The organism is Streptomyces sp. NPDC127084 (genome assembly GCF_042724175.1).
Lineage (GTDB): Bacteria > Actinomycetota > Actinomycetes > Streptomycetales > Streptomycetaceae > Streptomyces.
Map to the genome: position 1 here is coordinate 1 of NZ_JBHXFA010000031.1, position 17,468 is coordinate 17,468.

The window sequence follows — 17,468 nt, forward strand, 5'->3', positions numbered from 1 at the left end:
GCGGCGCTCCCCTACCACGCCGGCTTACTTCCTGATGGACAACGGGAAGCTCTTCTACTCCGGTCCCCCCGCCGGTCCCGGCCCGGCCGCCGCCGCCCGCGACCCGGGTGTCTGGGACCTGGAGGACAACTCGTTCGAGAAGGTCCCGGGCATGAGCGACCCGGACAAGCTGGAGACCTCGGCCACGGTCATGCTGCCGCCCGCCCAGGACCAGAAGTTCATGGTCATCGGCGGTGGCGGGGTCGGCGAGTCCGAGAAGTCCAGCAAGAAGTCCCGGCTGGTCGACCTCAAGGAGGACGAGCCCAGCTTCAAGGACGGGGCCACCCTGGACAAGGGCACCCGCTACCCGAGCGCCTCGCTGCTGCCGGACGACACCGTGCTCGTCACCGGCGGCTCCGAGGACTACCGCGGACGCGGCGGCTCCAACATCCTGGAGGCGCGGACGTACGACCCGAAGAGCGGCGCGTACACGCGCGTGGCCGACCCGCAGGTGGGCCGCAACTACCACTCGGGTTCTGTGCTGCTGCCCGACGGCCGGGTGATGATCTTCGGCTCCGACTCGCTCTTCGCCGACGCCGCCAACACCAAGCCCGGCGTTTTCGAGCAGCGGATCGAGATCTACACCCCGCCGTACCTCTACCGGGACTCCCGCCCGGAGATCAGCGGCGGCCCCGAGAGCATCAAGCGCGGGGCATCGGGCACCTTCAAGAGCGCGCAGGCGGCGAAGCTCAAGTCGGCCAAGCTGATGCGGCCGAGCGCGGTCACGCACGTGACCGACGTCGACCAGCGCTCCATCGCACTGGAGATGGAGAAGACGGCGGACGGGTTCGAGGTCACTGTGCCGAAGAACCGATCCCTCGTACCTTCCGGCTGGTACATGCTCTTCGTGACCGACGACAAGGGCACGCCGTCCGAGGGTGTGTGGGTCGAGGTCCCGTAAGGCTCCCCGCCACAGCAGAAGGGTGCCCCCGCAGTGGCTGGGGGGGCACTCGTCTGTCCGGCTATTCGGTGTTGCGGGCCAGTTCGAGGGCGTAGGCCGGGTACCAGTCCCCGGCCTTGGGGCCGCCCTTGCAGTCGCCGTCCGACTCCCCCGGCCGCTTGACCCAGAGATACGCGGCGACCAGCGGATCGCCCGTCTTCGTCGTGGGCGGCTCGCCGAGCGCACGGCCCGGCGGGTTGCACCAGTTCTCCTTGGGGTCGCCCTGGGTGTAGGGGCCGTTGCCGTTGCGGCTGGTGTCGATCACGAAGGGCTTGCCGCCGACCTTGGCCGACAGCCGCTTGCCGAAGTCCTTGCTGGCCGCGGTGGTCTGGAAGTTGGAGACGTTCACCGAGAAGCCGTCGGCCTCGGCGACCCCGGCCCACTGGAGCGGCTCGAAGAGGGAGTCCGGTTGCGACCAGCCCGCGTTGCCCGCGTCCAGGTACACCTTGGTGGCGGGCTGCTTCTTGAGCCGGGCGATGGCGCCCTTGAGCAGGTCGTAGCGCTCCTCGTGGTACTCGTCCGGGGTGCAGCCGTCCACCAGGTGCAGTACCGCGTCCGGCTCCAGCACCACCGTGGCGGGCCGGTCGCCGATGCCCTTGGCGACCTCGTCGACCCACGCGCGGTAGGCGTTCCCGTCGGCGGCACCGCCCTTGGAGTACTGGCCGCAGTCGCGGTGCGGGATGTTGTAGAGCACCAGCAGGGCTTCACGGTCGGCCTTCCGCGCCGCCTCCGTGAACCCCTTGGCTTCGGCCTCCGGGTTGTCCGGTCCGATCCACTCGCCGACCGGCTGCCCGGCGATCTTCTCGACCAGCGCGGCGTTCTTGTCGTCACCGCCCTCGCGGTACTCGGCGAGCTGCCGGGCCGCCTTGCCGTCCGGGTTGACCCAGTACGGGTCCGTCGCCTTGGGCTGCTGGGCGATGGGGGGCCGGTCGTCGCCGCCGTCGTCGGACGAGCACCCCGGCAGCAGCAGCGCGAGCGCCACGGCCCCCGTGGCCCCCATCGTGCGTATCGCTGCCGCTCGCGTCCGCGCTCCGGGCCCCGTCCCCCGGCGGGTCCGCCCGGTGAAACTGCCGTACATCCACTCCCCCTTGGTGCATCGTGCATGGTGCGTGCCGGCCGAGTCGGCCGGACCGCCGGGTCGCATCCGGCACGCCGACCGGACAGGGCCAACCGGAACGCATCCTGTCAGATCCCGCGGGCGTCCGTCAGATAGGCCGAGACCACCACGTTCGCCGTGTAGGACTGTGTGGCGCGGTCGAACGTTCCGCCGCAGGTGATCAGCCTGAGTTCGGCCCTGCCCGGTTGCCTGGCCCCGTACACCTCGCCGGCGTCGAACCGCTCCCTGCTCACCACTTGGACGTCGTCGATGGTGAACTCGGCCACGGACCCGTCGGTCCGGGCGACCCGGATCTTCTGTCCGGCGCGGGCCGCGCTGAGGTCGTAGAACACCGCCCGCTCGGTGGCGGTGTCGACATGGCCCACGAAAAGCGCCGCGCCCGCCGCGCCCGGCTGGGTCCCGGACCCGAACCATCCCACGGCCCCCGCCTCGGTGTACGGCGGCGGCTCGATCCCACCCGTAGCGTCCAGACCGCGCATCACGACGGGAGCCTTCACCCCTATCGAGGGGATTTCCACCCTGCTGGGCCCCGCCGGCTCCAGCGGATCGTGCGCGGGCGGCAGCGGTACACCCGGGGGCCGGCCCACCGCGGCCACATCACCGGTCCTGGGGGCGCTGCCCGCCGCCCCGTCGGCCGCGCCGCGGCCCCACAGCCAGAGGCCGAGCAGCAGGACCACCCAGGCCACACCGGTCAGCAGCCGCCCGCCACCCCCGCGGGCGGCGTCGTCGGACGACGACCCCACAGCCGTCAGTCCTTGTCCGTCGCGTTCGCGCGCCGGCGCCGGACGCCTCGGAACGCGATGGTCACCGCGGCCACAGCGGCCAGGGCCAGCCCGACCACGGTGTGGGTGGTGCCCGGTCCCTGCTGTTCGGCGCGGGAGGCGCCGGCGGCGAAGGATGTCGCGGTACCGCCGCCACCGGCCCGTACCGGGGCGTAGGGGGTCTCGTCCGAGTCCGGTTCGTCGTCGGATTCACCGTCCCCGCCGTCCCCGCCGTCCCCGCCGTCCCCGCCGTCGTCGCGCTTGTCCCGCCCCTCGTCCTGCTTGTCGCGAGGTTTCTCGTACTGCTTCTTCCGGTCCTGCCCGTCGTCCTTCTTCTGGTCCTTCTTCTCGTCGCCCCCGGTCTTCTTCTCGTCCTGCTCCCAGGTCTTGTTCTGGCTCCAGCTCTGCTGGGGCTTGGGGCTCTCGCCTCCGTCGCCCTCCTGCCGCGCCGCCTGGACCGCGCCCAGCAAGCCGTGCTGCCGGCCGTTGGCGCAGTCGAGCCCGATGAGCGGCCCCCTCGAACCCCCGAACCCGGACATCTCGGCGTCCAGGACATACGTGCCGGGCGCGGCGGCCTCGCAGCCGGTGGCGGTTCGACCACCGTCCGACGCCGCGTATGCCGGCCCGGCGGTGGACGCCAGCATCAGCAGGCCGCCGGCAGCACCTATGACACGGAGAGCAATGAGCACAGAACGCATTGTGAACCTCCTGGTATCAGTAGATTCACGCGGTTTGCCCGTTTCCGCATCTCCGGGAGCCCCGGATGGGCTAAGCCGCAGGCCGCCGGGCTCGTTACGCTGGGGACCGCCGGCACAGTGACGTACCGGCGGCCCTCAGCCAGAGCTCGTGTACAGGAGACCGGCAGAATGGCAGAGCGTAAGCCCATCGAAACGTGGCTCACCGACATGGACGGGGTGCTGATGCGTGAAGGCATCCCCATCCCCGGAGCGGACACCTTCATCAAGAAGCTGCGCGAATCCGGCCGCCCTTTTCTGGTGCTCACCAACAACTCGATGCAGACCGCGCGTGACCTGCACGCGCGACTGCGCAGGATCGGCCTGGACGTGCCCGCCCAGAACATCTGGACCTCGGCGCTCGCGACCGCGAAGTTCCTGGAACGGCAGCACCCCGGGGGTTCCGCGTACGTCATCGGCGAGGCAGGCCTGACCACCGCACTGCACGAGGTGGGATACATCCTGACGGACACCGAACCCGAGTTCGTGATCCTTGGCGAGACGCGCACCTATTCGTTCGAGGCCATGACGCGGGCGGTGCGCCTGATCAACAACGGCGCGCGGTTCATCGCGACGAACCCGGACGAGACCGGCCCTTCCACGGAGGGCGCGCTCCCCGCCACGGGCGCGGTCGCCGCCCTCATCACGAAGGCGACGGGAAAGGAGCCGTACTTCGTGGGCAAACCGAACCCCCTGATGATGCGCACCGGCCTCAACGCCATCGGCGCCCACTCCGAGACCAGCGCCATGATCGGCGACCGGATGGACACCGACATCCTCGCCGGGCTCGAAGCGGGGATGGAGACGTATCTCGTGCTCACCGGACTCACCGCGCCGGAGGACCTCGACAGGTTCCCGTACCGCCCGACCCATGTGAAGGACTCGATCGCGGACCTGGTCGAGCTTGTCTGACGCGCCGGACCGGTCTCGCCCGATGTACCGACGGGAGGGCCGCCCGAGTGGGAGTTCCCGGGCGGCCCGGTGGATCAGGCAGCCGCGACCCTGACCCCGTCGATCACCCAGTACCAGTTGTTGCGGCCGGTGTACCGGAAACGGAAACTCACACTGGAGGCGCCGACCGGGACGGCGACGAAGACCGACTGCGGCTGTGAGACCACGTCGGAGGTATAGCTCTTGACGACGGTCGGCGTACCGCCGTTGAAGGAGACCAGGATCTGGGCGGTCTGACCGCCTTCCTGGCGGTAGAGGGTGGTGAAGTCGAGCCGTGCCGTGCCCGCGCCCCGCACGTCGTACGCCGGGCTGACCAGCGTCGAGTCATAACCGCCCGAGTTGGACTTGTCGTCCCACTCATCGGAGTCGGCGACCGCGAAGACGCCCCGGGCGCGGACGTTGAGTTCGCGCCACTGGTCGCGGTGGGTGCGGGACCAGAACTCGTCGGTGGCGAACGTCCAGCCGCGCCACTCGGCCACCCCGCCGGTGCCCATCGCGTTGTTGATGACGGACCAGCCGCTGGGGGCGGTGTGGGTGAAGCCGAGCACCGACGCCGGGATCCCGGTCTCGTCCACCCGTGGGGTGAGGGAGGACTGGAGCGTGTCGAACGGATCGGCGGAACGCTCCTGGATGGGCTTGCCGTCCAGGCCCCAGGCGGAATCCGGGGTGATCCCCAGTTGCCTGAAGACGGTCGCGGCGACATCGACGAGCCGGGTGTCGATGGGGCGTGCACCGGCTGCGATCCCCGGGCCCTGGGCGAGGACGAAGGTACGCCGCTCCTCGATGGAGCTGCCGCCGTGGCCGCCCGCGTCCTTGTGGCCGTGGTCGGTGGCGACGATCACGGTCCAGCGCTCGGTGGCGTAGGTCGGGCGGGCCTTGACGGCGGCGAGGAGGCGGCCTACGTACGCGTCCTGGACGGCGATGGCCTCCAGGTACTTCTGACCGGTGCCCAGGCTGTGTGCGACCACGTCGGTCTCTCCGAAGTACACGAAGAGGACATCGGGATTCTGGTACCGCAGAACCGCTTCGGTCTCGGCGGCGATGGCGGCGTCATGGACCGCGTAGCCGCCCGCGTCGCCGTCCAGGACGAGCTTGGCATCGGCGCCCGGGGTGACCGTGCCCTGGGTGTCCAGGGGCTTCCAGTCGACGGCGGCGTACGTCGACAGCTCCGGGCGCACCTGCGCGAGGCGGGCGAGGAAGCCGGGGTACTTGCCGTAGTTCCTGCCGATGAAGGTGTTGTCCCGTACGCCGTGCTTGTCGGGCCAGACACCGGTGGAGATGGTGGACCAGCCGGGGCCGGAGGAGGTCGCGGCCATCGGGTAGGAGTAGAGCAGGGACGTGCCGTACGTGCCGTTCGCCATCATCGACTTGAGGTGCGGAGCGTCGGCGGCGTCGATCCGGTCATGGCGCAGCCCGTCCATGCCGATCACGAGCACCTTGTCCTTGCTGGTGCCGTTCGGGAGGGTGGGCGCCGCCGCATGGGCGGCGGGGGCGGTGGCGAGGGATGCTGCGGTCGTGGCGGCGACCGCCGCGGTCGCGGCGCCTGCGGTGAGCACGGTACGGCGGGGAATGCCGGGGGTCGGCATCGGGGTTCCTCCGTCGGAGTGTGGTGACCTGCGGACTGTGGACTCTGGGCTCGGTATATCGCGCTCAGCCCAACGCCCCTGCCGGAGCAGGGGCGTTGGTACGTAGCCCGTCATCCTTGCGCGATAGTCCCCGGGGCACCAGGGACAGGTGGTGAACTCCCGGATTCCGGTCGGCGACATGGCCGGCGGTGAACGGCGGCCGGGCCTCGTCAGTGGCGTCTGGTGCGCACCTGGTGGGCGCCGGTGAGGAGCATGCCCGCGGCGGTGAGCAGGGCGGCGATGGCGGCCATGACACCGATGCCGGCACGGCTGCCGGTCTGGGCGAGTTCGTCGGGGTCCGGAGTGGCGGCGCCGCTGCTGGTCGCGGGGCCGGACGGGGAGTCGGACGGGGTGCCGGACGGGGTCTGCGGCGGAGTCGGGGGCCGCGGCTCGCCGGACGCCAGCAGACTGAACGAGTAGTCCGCCGACTCCCCCACCCAGTCACCGTCGGCGCCCCGGCGCTGGACCACGGCGGCGTTGGCCACGACCGCGTCGGCGAGGGTGCCCGGGGCGGGGAAGGCGAGGCGCACGGACACGGTGACCCTGCTGCGGGCGGCGATGGCGAAGCCCTCGAACTCTGCGGCTGCCGGCGTCTTCTCGGCACCCTTCGAGCCTCCGAACGCCCCCACCGCCTCCCCCTGGTCGGTCGCCACAAAGGTGACGGGGCGCCATGTCCCCTGCGCCTCGTCCAGGAACTCCATCCGGATCTGGGCGGGGGTGAGTGCGTGGTCCCGTCCGGTGAGGACGAGGACGGGATGGATGTGCACACAGGACTGGGCCGTGGTGTTCGCCAGTACGACGGAGAACTGCCCGTAACCGGAGCCGGCCCGGTAGGAGGCCGGACCGCCCTCGATGCTGGTGCCGATGGGCAGGCCCTGGGCGCGTACGTCGCCGCAGAACGGCTCGGGCGACGGAGAAGGGGTAGCGGCGGCCGATGCCTGGCCGGTGCAGACCGCGAACAGAGCCGCGTGCGTGATCACGGCGGCGGCAGATCCGGCGGCGAGGGCGCGGCGCATTCGCATGGGGGACCCTTCGCTCCGGGGGCAGCGTGCGGGCACGACGCTGCCATGTGCGGGCCCGCCGCCAAGGGAACACCACACCTATCCAGTCGGACAGTCACATCATTACGCCCGGTCGGCCCACGCTCCCATGCCGCTCCGGCAGTCAGCCCGGGTACGACACGAAAGCCACCTCGGCTCGCCCGAACACCGGAGCGAGCACCATCTGGGCCGCGCCTTCGGCGACCCGGTAGGCGCCGCCTCCCGCCGGAGCCACCAGCACCCGGTGGCGGGAGGAGAGCGAGGACCGCACTCCCCGTACGAACTCCGCCTCGGCGGCGGCGACGACCCGTCCGCCGAGCAGCACCTGCTCGATGTCGAGCAACTCCGCCAGATTGGCCACACCGATACCGAGCAACCGCGCGGCTTCGGGGATGTCACCGCGCTCGGCGGCGGCCATGCACATCGCCTCGATACAGCCGTTCTTGCCGCAGGCGCACCGCGGCCCGTCGAAGTGCACGACCTGGTGGCCGAACTCACCGGCTCCGGTCTGCGCTCCCCGGTACAGCGCCCCGTCCAGCACGAGACCGGCTCCGATACCCGTCCCCAGATGCAGATAGGCGAAGTCCCCGACCTCTCCGCGCAGCAGCAGCCCGAGGGCGGCGGCGTTGGTGTCCTTGTCCAGGACGACCGGGAGGCCCAGCCTCCGGGCCAGTTCGTCGCGCAGCCGGTAGCCGTCCCACTCCGGGTAGCCGGTGACGCGCAAGGGCACGCCGGTGCGGTGGTCGAGGGGCCCGGGCATGGCAAGGCCCACTCCGAGCACGCGCGCGAAGGGACCGCTGCTCGGCACCCGCCCCCGCTCCGGCTCCTCGTCAGCGACCACGTCCGTGACGCTCGCGCCCACGGCGCTCACAGCCGCGTCAGTCTCCCCGGCCGCAGCCGACGCCACATCCCCAGCCCCAGCCGCATCCGCATCCGCCGCCGTGCCGGCCAGGGCGTCGGTCAGCAGGGCCCGTACCTGGTCGGCGATCCGTCCGGTCACGGCGTCCGGACCGGCGCCGAGGTCGGCTGTGACCGCCCGGCTGGCGACCTGCGCACCGGCCAGATCCAGCAGGACCACGGTCAGCTCGTCCCGGTCCATCTGCACCCCGACCGCGTACGCCGCCGATGGAATCAGCCGGAGCACCGTGCGCGGCTTGCCTCCGGTCGAGGCACGCCGACCTGCCTCGGTGACCAGCCGCTCGTCCCGGAGCCGGGCCATGATCTTGCTGACGGCCTGAGGGGTGAGACCGGTGCGCTCCGCGAGCTCCAGTCGGCTTATGCCGTCCTCACCCGCCGTACGCAGCAGATCGAGCACCAGTGCGGCGTTGTGGTTGCGCAGCAGGGGCAGATTCACGCCGGGGCCGACGCCCCAGCCGCCCGCCGCTCCCGCGCTCCCGGGCGTGCCCTGCCCCCCGCCCGCAGCCGCACCGGCGGCCTCTCCTGTCGCGCCGATCGCCCTGGCCCAGTTCACCCTCACCCTTCCATTGTGCCCACCGCTTGAAGTTTGGCAACAGCGTTGCTTAAGTGGAGGCGTGATTCGCCGCATCTCTTCCCCCCTGCGCGTCGGCCTCGTCGGCTACGGCCTTGCCGGGTCGGTCTTCCATGCCCCCCTGATCGCGTCGACCGCGGACCTCGCCCTCGACACCGTCGTGACGTCGAGCGAGGAGCGCCGCGAGCAGGCACGGGCCGCGTATCCGGGGGTGTGCTTCGCCGCCGCTCCCGAGGAGCTGTGGTCCCGCGCGGGGGAACTCGACCTGATCGTGATCGCCTCCCCCAACAAGACCCATGTCCCGGTGGCGACCGCCGCTCTCGAGGCCGGTCTCCCGGTGGTCGTGGACAAGCCGATCGCCGGTACGGCCGCCGAAGCGCGCGCCCTCGGCGCTCTCGCCCGGGAGCGCGGTCTGCTGCTTTCGGTGTTCCAGAACCGCCGCTGGGACAACGACTTCCGCACCGTGCGCGGGCTGATCGACGGCGGCGAACTCGGCGACATCCTGCGCTTCGAGTCCCGTTACGAGCGCTGGCGCCCCCAGCTCAAGGGCGGCTGGCGCGAGTCGGGCTCCCCCGAGGAGTTCGGCGGGCTGCTGTACGACCTCGGCAGCCATGTGGTCGACCAGGCGCTGGTCCTGTTCGGCCCGGCTGTCCGGGTGTACGCGGAGTCCGACGTACGCCGCCCCGGCGCCCAGGCGGACGACGACACCTTCATCGCCGTCACCCATGCGAACGGCGTGCGCTCGCATCTGTACATGAGCGCCACCGCCGCCCAGCTCGGCCCGCGTTTCCGGGTCCTCGGCTCGGCGGCCGGGTACGTCAAGTACGGCCTCGACCCACAGGAGGCCGCCCTGCGGGACGGCAGGCGCCCGCAGTCCGGCGACCCCTGCTGGGGTGTGGAGCCCGAGCGGCTGCGAGGCCGGATCGGTTCCGGTGAGTCCCCGCTCACCGGGGGCGGACGCCCGGTCGAGACCCTGCCGGGCGACTACCCCGCCTACTACACCGCGATCGCGAAGGCGCTGCGCGACGGCACCCCGCCCCCGGTCACCGCCGAGGAGGCCGCCGCGGCGCTTGACGTCCTGGAGGCGGCCCGCCGCTCCGCCGAGGAGGGCATCACGGTGGAGCTGGGCTCATGAGCGGACTCCCCGGTGCCCCGGCCACCGCCGAACTGGAGGCCCAGGAGCGGCGACTGACGCTCCACCGCTTCACCCATGACGACGCCTGGCGGCTCGGGACCGTGCTCGTCGAGCTCGCACGGGAACGGCAGGCCCCCGTCACCATCGACATCCGCCGCGGCCCGCAGCAGCTCTTCCACTGTGCGCTGCCCGGCACATCGGCCGACAACGACGCCTGGATCGACCGCAAGCGCCGCGTCGTGGAGCGTTACGGCGAAAGCTCCCTCCTGGTGGGCAGCAGATTCCGGGCCAGGGGCACCACGTTCGAGGCGTCGTCCCGCCTCGACCCGGACCAGTACGCGGCCCATGGGGGCTCGTTCCCCGTCCACGTCGACGGCGCGGGCGTCATCGGTACGGTCACGGTTTCCGGCCTTCCCCAGGTCGAGGACCACGCGATGGTGGTCGAGGCGCTGACCCGCCTGACCACCCCCTGACGCCGCGGAGGCGGTGAATCCCCCGCACCGCCTCCGCGGCTCGCTCGCCCGTCAGGGCTTCGCCGGCCGTCACACGTCCTTCAACTCCTGCCGCTGGCGGCCCAGCCCGTCGATCTCCAGCTCGACCACATCGCCCGCCTTCAGATACGGCTTGGGCTCCGGCTGCCCCATCGCCACACCGGCGGGTGTGCCGGTGTTGACCACGTCCCCGGGATACAGGGTCATGAAGTGGCTGACATAGCGGACAACTTCGGCCACCGGGAAGATCTGGTCGGCGGTGGACCCGTGCTGCTTCAGCTCACCGTTCACCCAGAGCCGAAGCGTCAGCGCCTGAGGATCGGGGACCTCGTCCCTTGTCACCAGCCAGGGCCCGAGCGGGTTGAACGTCTCGCAGTTCTTGCCCTTGTCCCAGGTGCCCCCGTGCTCGAGCTGGAAGGCGCGCTCCGATATGTCGTGGGCCACCGCATAGCCCGCGACGCAGGCGAGCGCCTCACCGTCCGACTCGAGGTAGCGGGCGGTCCTTCCGATGACGACCGCCAACTCCACCTCCCAGTCCGTCTTCGCCCCGCCGCGCGGCACCAGCACGATGTCATCAGGGCCCACGACAGTGTCGGCCGCCTTGAGGAAGACGACCGGCTCCGTAGGAGCCGTGGCACCGGTCTCGGCCGCATGGCCGTGGTAGTTCAGTCCGATGCACACCACCTTGCCGACGCGCGCCAGCGGCGGGCCCGTGCGCAGTCCGGCCGCGTCGACCACGGGCAGCACGCCCGCTTCCTCCGCCGCCCTGATCCGGTCCAGCGCGGCATAGTCGGCGAGCAGCGGCCCGTCGATATCGGCGACCAGCGCGGACAGATCCCTCAGCGTCACCCCGTCCCGGTCGAGCAACGCGGGACGCTCCGCCCCCACCGGTCCGACACGCAGCAGTTTCATGGCCTTCTCCCTGTGGTCGAAGTCTTCCCAACAGGCCCGGCCGATGGGTGCGGCCACCGGAGGTTCAGCTGATCCTCCAAGGCCCCGAAGCCCCCTGCAAGCCCCCTTTCACGGACTGGACCCTTACCCGCCGGTAGCCGGCGACGCGGCCTCGGGCATGCCCCGGTACAGGATCGCCCGCTCCGCCGCGCTCCAGACGGTGCTGGTGACGACATACAGAGCCGCCGCCAGAGGCACCACGGCCACCGTGACGAGGGTGACGAACGAGAGCAACGGCATCACCTTCGTCACGACCCCCATGCCCGGCGGGTCCGGCTGAGCCGAGGCGGCGGTCGCCGCCGCCGCGAACTGCCGTCGGGTGCGCACAAAGCCGAACGCGGCCACGGCACCCACGATCGCGAACAGCCCCAGATACACCAGCCCCGCGGATCCGAACACCCCGCCGTCCCCGAGCACTTCCAGCCACCGCCCGCCCATCGGGGCGCCGAACAGCTCCCCGCCCACGCCACCCCCGGCGCACACCTGATAGAGCAGGAGGAACGCCGGCGCCTGGATCAGGCTCGGGATCAGCCCCGACAGCGGTGACACCTTCTCCTCGGCGTGCAGCTCCAGAACGGCCTGCCGGAGCCGCTCCGGATTCCGGCCGTGCTTCGCACGCAGCGCGGCGATCCGCGGCGCGAGCCGGGCCCGGGCCTTCTGCCCCCGCGCGGCGGCCCGCGAGAGCGGCAGGACGGCGAGCCGCACCAGCGCCGTGAACAGGACGACCGCGACGGCGGTCGCGGTCCCCTGGAACACCGGCTCGACAAGGCCGGCGAGCTGCCCGACCAGCGAGGCGAAAGCAGAAGTCAGGGAATCGAATTGCGCGAACGCAGAGGAAGTAGTGAAAGCAGGGAAATCATTGAAAGCGGACAAGGAGGCCCTCCGGGTCCCGTCGTGCCGGAAAGAAGCAGTCAGCTCGGCATGACGGCACGCGAAGAGGCACCCGGGATCCGGAACCCAAAGCGCTGGTTCCGAGAGTGGACGAAGTGGTCAGCTGCCCCTACGCGGCCGTCGTGCACGAACGGCCCGGGGCCCGGGGCCTGATGCGACCCGAGGAGTCGGGGTCGCGCTGCGACAGGAAGGCGGTGCGCTGCTCACGGTCCCGTATCGCGGTACGTATTCGCGTCCGCGGAACGCGCGGCACCGATCGAGAGAGCACCAGCGCACAGACCACGAGGGCGGCGCCGACGGCGGCCGTGGCGGCGAGCGCGACGGCGAGGGACAGACCGATGCCCTCGGACAGGAACACCGCGACGAGGATGAACAGGAGCAGCACGAGCGGCTGCGCCATGCGCCACGTACGTCCGGTCATGGTCGCCACCTCCTCCCGGGCTTCGCCATCACTCCGTACGGGTGATACGGACCTTCACTCGTTATACACGAGCGAAATCGATCGCCGGTTCCCCTGTGGAAAACTCGCATCGCCCGGTGCCTGCGGGCTTCGCGGCCGGCCAGCCGGATACGTCAGCGTGGTCGCGCCGAGGCGAGCCTCCCCCACACCACGAGCCGGTACCTCGACGTGTACTCGGGCGTGCACGTGGTCATGGTCAGGTAGTGGCCGGGCTCGCCGTACCCGTACGCGGGCTTCACCCCGCTCCGCGGGACGGCGGCGATCACTCCGCCGTCCCCCGCGGAGGTCTGCGGCAGCCGCTGGTCGACCCGGTAGGTGAAAACGGCGTCACGCGTCTCGACCTCGACGGCGTCGCCCGCCCGCAGCCGGTTGAGGTATCGGAACGGCTCACCGTGGGTGTTGCGGTGCCCGGCGACCGCGAAGTTCCCGGGCTGCCCCGGCTGTGCGGTCCCGGCGTAGTGCCCGACATATCCCTTGTCGAGTACACCGCGCTTCGCCGTGCCTTCGGCGACCGGGGCGACCAGTCCCAGCCGGGGGATGCGCAGGATGGCGTACGCCTGCTCCCAGCGGGGCGTCCGGCGGTGCGCCGACGCCGTCCCGCCGTCCGTCTCAGAGGAGTCGGGTACCACCGCACCGCCCCCGCCGTCCCGACCGTCCGCAGCGGTCGCAGGATTTTGCTCCTCCGCAGGACTGCTGCCCTCCCACTCCCGCTCCAGGACCCGCACCTGGCGGAGCGCGCCCTCGGCGGCCTGCCGGTTGGTCCACCAGAGCTGGTGCACGACAAGGAGCAGGACGACGACGCCCAAGGTCACGGCGGCCTCGGCGGCCACCCACAGCCCACGGGCGAGCACGACCCGGCCACTCCGGTGAGTCCGCCCGCACCGCCTGCCCACGGGTATCCGCACGAGCCGCACGATAGGGGCAGCGCCGCCAACCCACCAGGTCCGTGAAGGGGCCTACGGCGCCACGGCCCCGCGGCAGTACGGTGTGCTACATGCGCCCCGACACGCCTGCCGACCACACCACCGAAGCCGAGCGTCTGCTGCGCACCGCGGAGCAGTACCCCGAGGACCGTGAACCGCTGCTGCTCCAAGCCGCGGCCCATCTGGAACTGTCGGGCGACCGCGCCCGCGCGACCGGCCTGTACGACGGCCTGCTCGCGGACGCCCCCGACAATCCCCAACTGATCAAGGCACTGCAGGCCGCGAACCTGTGGGAGTACGGCCATGAGGCCGAGGCCCGGGCGCTCATCGAGGGCATCCGTGTGGCCGCCCCCGACGACGCGGGCCCGTGGGAGATTATCGCCGAGACCCTGGAGGCCCACGACGAGCTGGACGCGGCCCACGAGGCCTTCACCACCGCCGTCTCCCGGCTCATCGCCCCGGACGACGAGATCCCCTACCCCACCCGGTCCCTCCTCACCGGCCGCCATCGCGTACGCCGTCTACTCGCCCTCCCCCACGACGACTGGGACACCCTGGCCGACCGCCTCCACACGGCGGCCGTTCCCCTGGACGAACTGCACGACCCGAACCGCCTGTGGGCCCTCGGTTCGTCCGACCCCACCGAACTCCGCGCCGAAATCGCCCGCCTGCGCACGGAACTGGGCACCTACCGCGCGGCCCTCTCCCGCCCCTTCCCGGTCGCCGTACTCCACTGGCCGACCTCGGAACTCAGCGAACTCCTCGCCGCCTACCCGGCGCTGACAGTGGAGTACCCGGGCCACGACACCCACCTCACCGCCATCGAATCCGCCCTGCGCGACCTCTCCACCGCCGGCACCGGCAACCTGGGCATCGTCACCGGCACGGTCCCCTCCTACGAGGCCTTCGCCGCCTCCGAGGCGACCTCTCCCGAGGACCCCAACCTGCTCCCCCAGTACGCCACCACCCTGGCCGCCCGCGGACGCGCGGTGCCCTGGCCTCCGGCGAGGGGGGCGGACTGCTGGTGCGGGACCGGGGCGGCATACGGGCAGTGCCACGGCGCCAACCGGCTCCAAGGAGCCTGAGAGCCGACGCACCGGGTGTGTACCGCCCGTGCGGGGTGGGTGGGGCTCGTACCATCCGGGCATGGTGCGGAAGCGCGTGATCGTGTCAGGCCAGGTCCAGGGTGTGTTCTACCGGGACACCTGCCGGCGGGTGGCCCGGGAGTACGGGGTGTCCGGGTGGGTGCGGAATCTCGCCAACGGGAACGTGGAGGCGGTGTTCGAGGGGGAGCCGGACGCCGTGGAGACGGTGGTGCGGTGGACGCGGGAGGGGCCTCCGACGGCGGAGGTGCGGCGGGTGGAGGTCGCGGATGAGGAGCCGCAGGGGATCGAGGGCTTCGAGGTGCGGGTGACGGCGCCGAGGCCGGAGGGATGAGGCCCGGGAGGGCCTGGGTACGGCGGGCCGCTGAGGGGGCCTGAGCCACGGGCCTGAGCGTTGACGGGGACCTCCGTACGGCCCCGTGCGGCGCCAAGGGCCGGAGCGGCTGCGTCCGGCCCTTGGCGGGCAGCCAGTTCGGCCAGTTCCGTCCCGACGGCTGAGTCGGTCAGGTCCAGGTCGGTCAGGCCGGTTCACATCGCGATATCGGCCGGGCGGTGGGTGTGGCCTTCCACGTCCGCCGCCGCGCGGTCCACCAGTTCGTGAGCCAGCTTCGAGCAGGCGCGGGCGGCTGCCAGTTCCTCGCCGATCTTCGGGTCCGGGGTGTCGCTCGGGCTGCGCCTCGCTATGCCGAGCCCCTGGACGCCGGGGGCGTCGGGGCCGCTGAGGGAGGCCTTGCAGGCGGTCCGAGTCCCGTCTTCCTCGAACGAGAGGTCGATGTTCCAGTGCTGCGTCATGACGGATCACCTTCGCCGTACGGGCGTTACTGAGCGGGGTGTGCGAGTTCCACCAGGTCCTTGAACTGGCGGAGGTCCTGCCGGACGGTCCGTTCGAAGGCTGCCGACTGGGCGAACCCTGTGGGGCCGCCGAAGGTGTCGTGCGCCTCGCCCGGGTCGTACTCCATCCGCAGCTGGACCCTCGTATGGGTCGCGTCGAGCGGGAGGAGCGAGACGGAGCCGCTGAGGTGCGGGGCGTCCACGGTCCTACAGGTCATCGTTTCCCGGGGCCGGAGGTCCTCGGTGGCGGCGTCGATTCCGTGGACGCGGCCCCGGGTGCCCTCCAGATCCATATGGATGCCCGACGCGCCTTCGCGCCGGGCTTCGCGGACTCCTCCGACGAAGCGGGGATAGTCCTCCACCTGGTGCAGATGGTCCCAGACCACGGCACCTGGTGCCGTGATGTCGATCTGTTCCTCGAGAGTGGGCATGGCGATCTCCCTGTCTCTGTTTCCAGGGTGCGTTCCGGGGCGCTTCACCGCAACGGCGGACAGGGCGGCGGCCGGTACGTGTCCCGCGTGCGGTGATCGCCGTTGTGAGGCGCATGAAGCGTCTTCCTGTAGTCGTGTCCGCGGTGATGGTGGCGGGTGTCGCGGGTGCTGCTCCCGCGGCGCACGCGGGTCCGGTCGCCGGTGTCCCGGTGAGCTTCGCCGCCACCCTCGCCGGTGTCCGGGACAGCACGGCGGTCGCCGTCGTCACCGTCACCGCCGACCGGGTCGTCTTCGTGCTCCGCTGGAACGGCTTCGTGCCGGAGTACGCCCATCTCCACGAGGGTGACGGGGACGGCGCCCGCCGCGCGGACGGGCACGCCGGCAAGAAGCCCCCCGCGAAGGTGCGGTTGTTCGGATCCGCGATGCCCGACACGGTACGAGCAGCGGCCGGACAGGTCGCGATCAACGATCCGGGGCTGGCCCGGCGGATCCTGGTCAACCCCTCCGGCTGGACCGTCGACCTCCATGGCGCACAGCTGCCGGGCGGGTCCATGGCGGGCCGGCTCACCCCGCTGCGACGGAGCATCGGTCCGCTGGAAGCCCGCAAGGCCGCCGGTGCCGGTGCCGGTGCGCTGCGGACGCTCGCCAGCGGCGGCCAGGAGGTGCCGAAGAGCGACCCGTCGAAGGTGGGGGACCCGGACGGACTGGCTCTGGCCGAGCTGCGTCCCGACGGGGGGACGGCGATCGCATACGCGTACGCCTGGTTCAACATCCAGAGCCCGTCCAAGGGGCATCTCCACAAGGGCGGCCCGGGCCGGAACGGCGATGTCGTCTTCGACTTCTTCAACCGGCCGGTGCCGGACGGGATCTTCGCCGTGTCCGGGCGTCTGGAGGGTTTGGACGGCGCCGCGGTGAAGCGGGTCCAGGACAACCCGCGGGACTACTACGCCAATCTCCACACGGCGGAGTTCCCCGACGGGGCCGTGCGCGGACAGCTCGCCTGAGCTCGGGGCCGGGCACTCGAACGAACACCCGGAGAAGGGCGGCACCCCATGGCCAGGATCCCGTCAGCGGCGGTCGCGGCGAGCGGACTCATCGGCGGATACGGAATCGCCCGCTGGACCGGGAAGCGGCCGCTCGGCGGGGTCGCGCTGGCCGCCGCGGGAGCCGCCGCCGCGCTTCAGTGGCAGTGGGAGGCCGGAGGCAGGGCGGCGGCCGGACTGGGCGCCGCCTATGTCGCCGCTTTCGCCGGGTCGCATCCGCTGGCGAAGAAGCTGGGCGCGTGGCCGGCCGTGTTCACGGTGGCCGGCGGTATGGCCCTCGCCTCCTGGGCGGTCACCCGCTCGAATTCACTGTGAGCCCCGCTGAGTCCGCTGAGTTCTTCTGAACCAGGCTGAACTCCCTTTGAACACGAGGGCGTTCCTCTGCGTATCGATAGGCAACTCCCCCCTTGGAGGGGGGGGGGGGGGGCGGGCTGCGGGGGGGGTGAGAGCGCGCCCCACCCGCGGGCTGGGTGGTGTTGTGTCGCGCCCCGCGCGCGCGCGCGCCCCACGCGC

20 protein-coding genes are annotated in these 17,468 nt (G+C 71.6%); 8 read left to right on the forward strand and 12 right to left on the reverse strand.

The genetic code is table 11. From position 1 onward, the window contains the following. Positions 1–940 (forward strand): galactose oxidase-like domain-containing protein (locus ACFWI9_RS10145; protein WP_387160461.1); only part of this gene is annotated, 940 nt, incomplete at its 5' end. Positions 941–1,001: 61 nt separating this feature from the next. On the opposite strand, the gene ACFWI9_RS10150 is transcribed toward ACFWI9_RS10145, so the two are convergent. The 3 genes from ACFWI9_RS10150 to ACFWI9_RS10160 form a co-directional block, all read right to left on the reverse strand. After that, positions 1,002–2,057 carry a glycoside hydrolase family 6 protein gene (locus tag ACFWI9_RS10150; protein WP_387160463.1) on the reverse strand — a complete coding sequence of 352 codons (1,056 nt, stop codon included), beginning with the start codon at positions 2,055–2,057 and terminating at the stop codon, positions 1,002–1,004. Positions 2,058–2,164: 107 nt separating this feature from the next. Then, positions 2,165–2,839 (reverse strand): class F sortase, encoded by a 675-nt coding sequence (locus ACFWI9_RS10155; protein WP_387160465.1) that lies wholly within the window; start codon positions 2,837–2,839, stop codon positions 2,165–2,167. 5 nt (positions 2,840–2,844) lie between these two features. Beyond that, on the reverse strand, positions 2,845–3,546 hold the full coding sequence (locus ACFWI9_RS10160) for a hypothetical protein (RefSeq protein WP_387160467.1): 702 nt from the start codon (positions 3,544–3,546) through the stop codon (positions 2,845–2,847). Between the two features lie 177 nt (positions 3,547–3,723). Between ACFWI9_RS10160 and ACFWI9_RS10165 the strand changes: the two genes are divergently transcribed. Next, positions 3,724–4,503: an HAD-IIA family hydrolase gene (locus ACFWI9_RS10165; protein WP_387160468.1), complete on the forward strand. Its 780-nt coding sequence runs from the start codon at positions 3,724–3,726 to the stop codon at positions 4,501–4,503. A 74-nt stretch (positions 4,504–4,577) separates the two neighbouring features. Here the strand turns inward: ACFWI9_RS10165 and ACFWI9_RS10170 are convergent, their stop codons facing one another. From ACFWI9_RS10170 to ACFWI9_RS10180, 3 genes are all read right to left on the reverse strand, one after another. After that, entirely contained in the window at positions 4,578–6,128 is a 1,551-nt protein-coding gene (locus ACFWI9_RS10170; protein ID WP_387160469.1) for an alkaline phosphatase family protein, read from the reverse strand. Positions 6,129–6,337: 209 nt separating this feature from the next. Further along, positions 6,338–7,189, reverse strand: coding sequence for a hypothetical protein (locus tag ACFWI9_RS10175; protein WP_387160471.1), 852 nt, complete (start codon positions 7,187–7,189; stop codon positions 6,338–6,340). Between the two features lie 142 nt (positions 7,190–7,331). Further along, positions 7,332–8,684, reverse strand: a complete 1,353-nt coding sequence (locus ACFWI9_RS10180) for an ROK family transcriptional regulator (RefSeq protein WP_387160473.1) — start codon at positions 8,682–8,684, stop codon at positions 7,332–7,334. 55 nt (positions 8,685–8,739) lie between these two features. Here ACFWI9_RS10180 and ACFWI9_RS10185 point away from each other — a divergent pair, with 55 nt between their 5' ends. Together ACFWI9_RS10185 and ACFWI9_RS10190 are read left to right on the forward strand one after the other, a co-directional pair. Beyond that, positions 8,740–9,831 (forward strand): Gfo/Idh/MocA family oxidoreductase, encoded by a 1,092-nt coding sequence (locus ACFWI9_RS10185; protein WP_387160475.1) that lies wholly within the window; start codon positions 8,740–8,742, stop codon positions 9,829–9,831. Continuing rightward, positions 9,828–10,304: a heme-degrading domain-containing protein gene (locus tag ACFWI9_RS10190; RefSeq protein WP_387160478.1), complete on the forward strand. Its 477-nt coding sequence runs from the start codon at positions 9,828–9,830 to the stop codon at positions 10,302–10,304. The genes ACFWI9_RS10185 and ACFWI9_RS10190 overlap by 4 nt, the downstream gene beginning before the upstream one ends. Before the next feature lie 69 nt (positions 10,305–10,373). On the opposite strand, the gene ACFWI9_RS10195 is transcribed toward ACFWI9_RS10190, so the two are convergent. The 4 genes from ACFWI9_RS10195 to ACFWI9_RS10210 form a co-directional block, all read right to left on the reverse strand. Then, positions 10,374–11,234 carry a fumarylacetoacetate hydrolase family protein gene (locus tag ACFWI9_RS10195; RefSeq protein WP_387160480.1) on the reverse strand — a complete coding sequence of 287 codons (861 nt, stop codon included), beginning with the start codon at positions 11,232–11,234 and terminating at the stop codon, positions 10,374–10,376. A gap of 123 nt (positions 11,235–11,357) precedes the next feature. Then, on the reverse strand, positions 11,358–12,083 hold the full coding sequence (locus ACFWI9_RS10200; RefSeq protein WP_387160548.1) for a YidC/Oxa1 family membrane protein insertase: 726 nt from the start codon (positions 12,081–12,083) through the stop codon (positions 11,358–11,360). A gap of 190 nt (positions 12,084–12,273) precedes the next feature. Further along, the gene (locus tag ACFWI9_RS10205) at positions 12,274–12,585 is read right to left on the reverse strand and encodes a DUF6412 domain-containing protein (RefSeq protein ID WP_387160482.1); all 312 of its coding nucleotides are present in this window, start codon (positions 12,583–12,585) and stop codon (positions 12,274–12,276) included. 152 nt (positions 12,586–12,737) lie between these two features. Then, positions 12,738–13,475 carry a class E sortase gene (locus ACFWI9_RS10210; protein WP_387160483.1) on the reverse strand — a complete coding sequence of 246 codons (738 nt, stop codon included), beginning with the start codon at positions 13,473–13,475 and terminating at the stop codon, positions 12,738–12,740. A gap of 143 nt (positions 13,476–13,618) precedes the next feature. Here ACFWI9_RS10210 and ACFWI9_RS10215 point away from each other — a divergent pair, with 143 nt between their 5' ends. Together ACFWI9_RS10215 and ACFWI9_RS10220 are read left to right on the forward strand one after the other, a co-directional pair. Beyond that, positions 13,619–14,632: a tetratricopeptide repeat protein gene (locus ACFWI9_RS10215; RefSeq protein ID WP_387160485.1), complete on the forward strand. Its 1,014-nt coding sequence runs from the start codon at positions 13,619–13,621 to the stop codon at positions 14,630–14,632. Positions 14,633–14,693: 61 nt separating this feature from the next. Then, positions 14,694–14,984, forward strand: coding sequence for an acylphosphatase (locus ACFWI9_RS10220; RefSeq protein WP_387160487.1), 291 nt, complete (start codon positions 14,694–14,696; stop codon positions 14,982–14,984). 194 nt (positions 14,985–15,178) lie between these two features. On the opposite strand, the gene ACFWI9_RS10225 is transcribed toward ACFWI9_RS10220, so the two are convergent. Next, the gene (locus ACFWI9_RS10225) at positions 15,179–15,442 is read right to left on the reverse strand and encodes a DUF1876 domain-containing protein (protein ID WP_338676970.1); all 264 of its coding nucleotides are present in this window, start codon (positions 15,440–15,442) and stop codon (positions 15,179–15,181) included. A gap of 26 nt (positions 15,443–15,468) precedes the next feature. Continuing rightward, positions 15,469–15,912, reverse strand: a complete 444-nt coding sequence (locus ACFWI9_RS10230; protein WP_387160490.1) for an SRPBCC family protein — start codon at positions 15,910–15,912, stop codon at positions 15,469–15,471. A gap of 113 nt (positions 15,913–16,025) precedes the next feature. Between ACFWI9_RS10230 and ACFWI9_RS10235 the strand changes: the two genes are divergently transcribed. Both ACFWI9_RS10235 and ACFWI9_RS10240 read left to right on the forward strand, forming a co-directional pair. After that, the gene (locus ACFWI9_RS10235; protein ID WP_387160491.1) at positions 16,026–16,916 is read left to right on the forward strand and encodes a CHRD domain-containing protein; all 891 of its coding nucleotides are present in this window, start codon (positions 16,026–16,028) and stop codon (positions 16,914–16,916) included. Between the two features lie 48 nt (positions 16,917–16,964). After that, positions 16,965–17,270 carry a hypothetical protein gene (locus ACFWI9_RS10240; RefSeq protein ID WP_387160492.1) on the forward strand — a complete coding sequence of 102 codons (306 nt, stop codon included), beginning with the start codon at positions 16,965–16,967 and terminating at the stop codon, positions 17,268–17,270. Positions 17,271–17,468 lie beyond the last annotated feature (198 nt).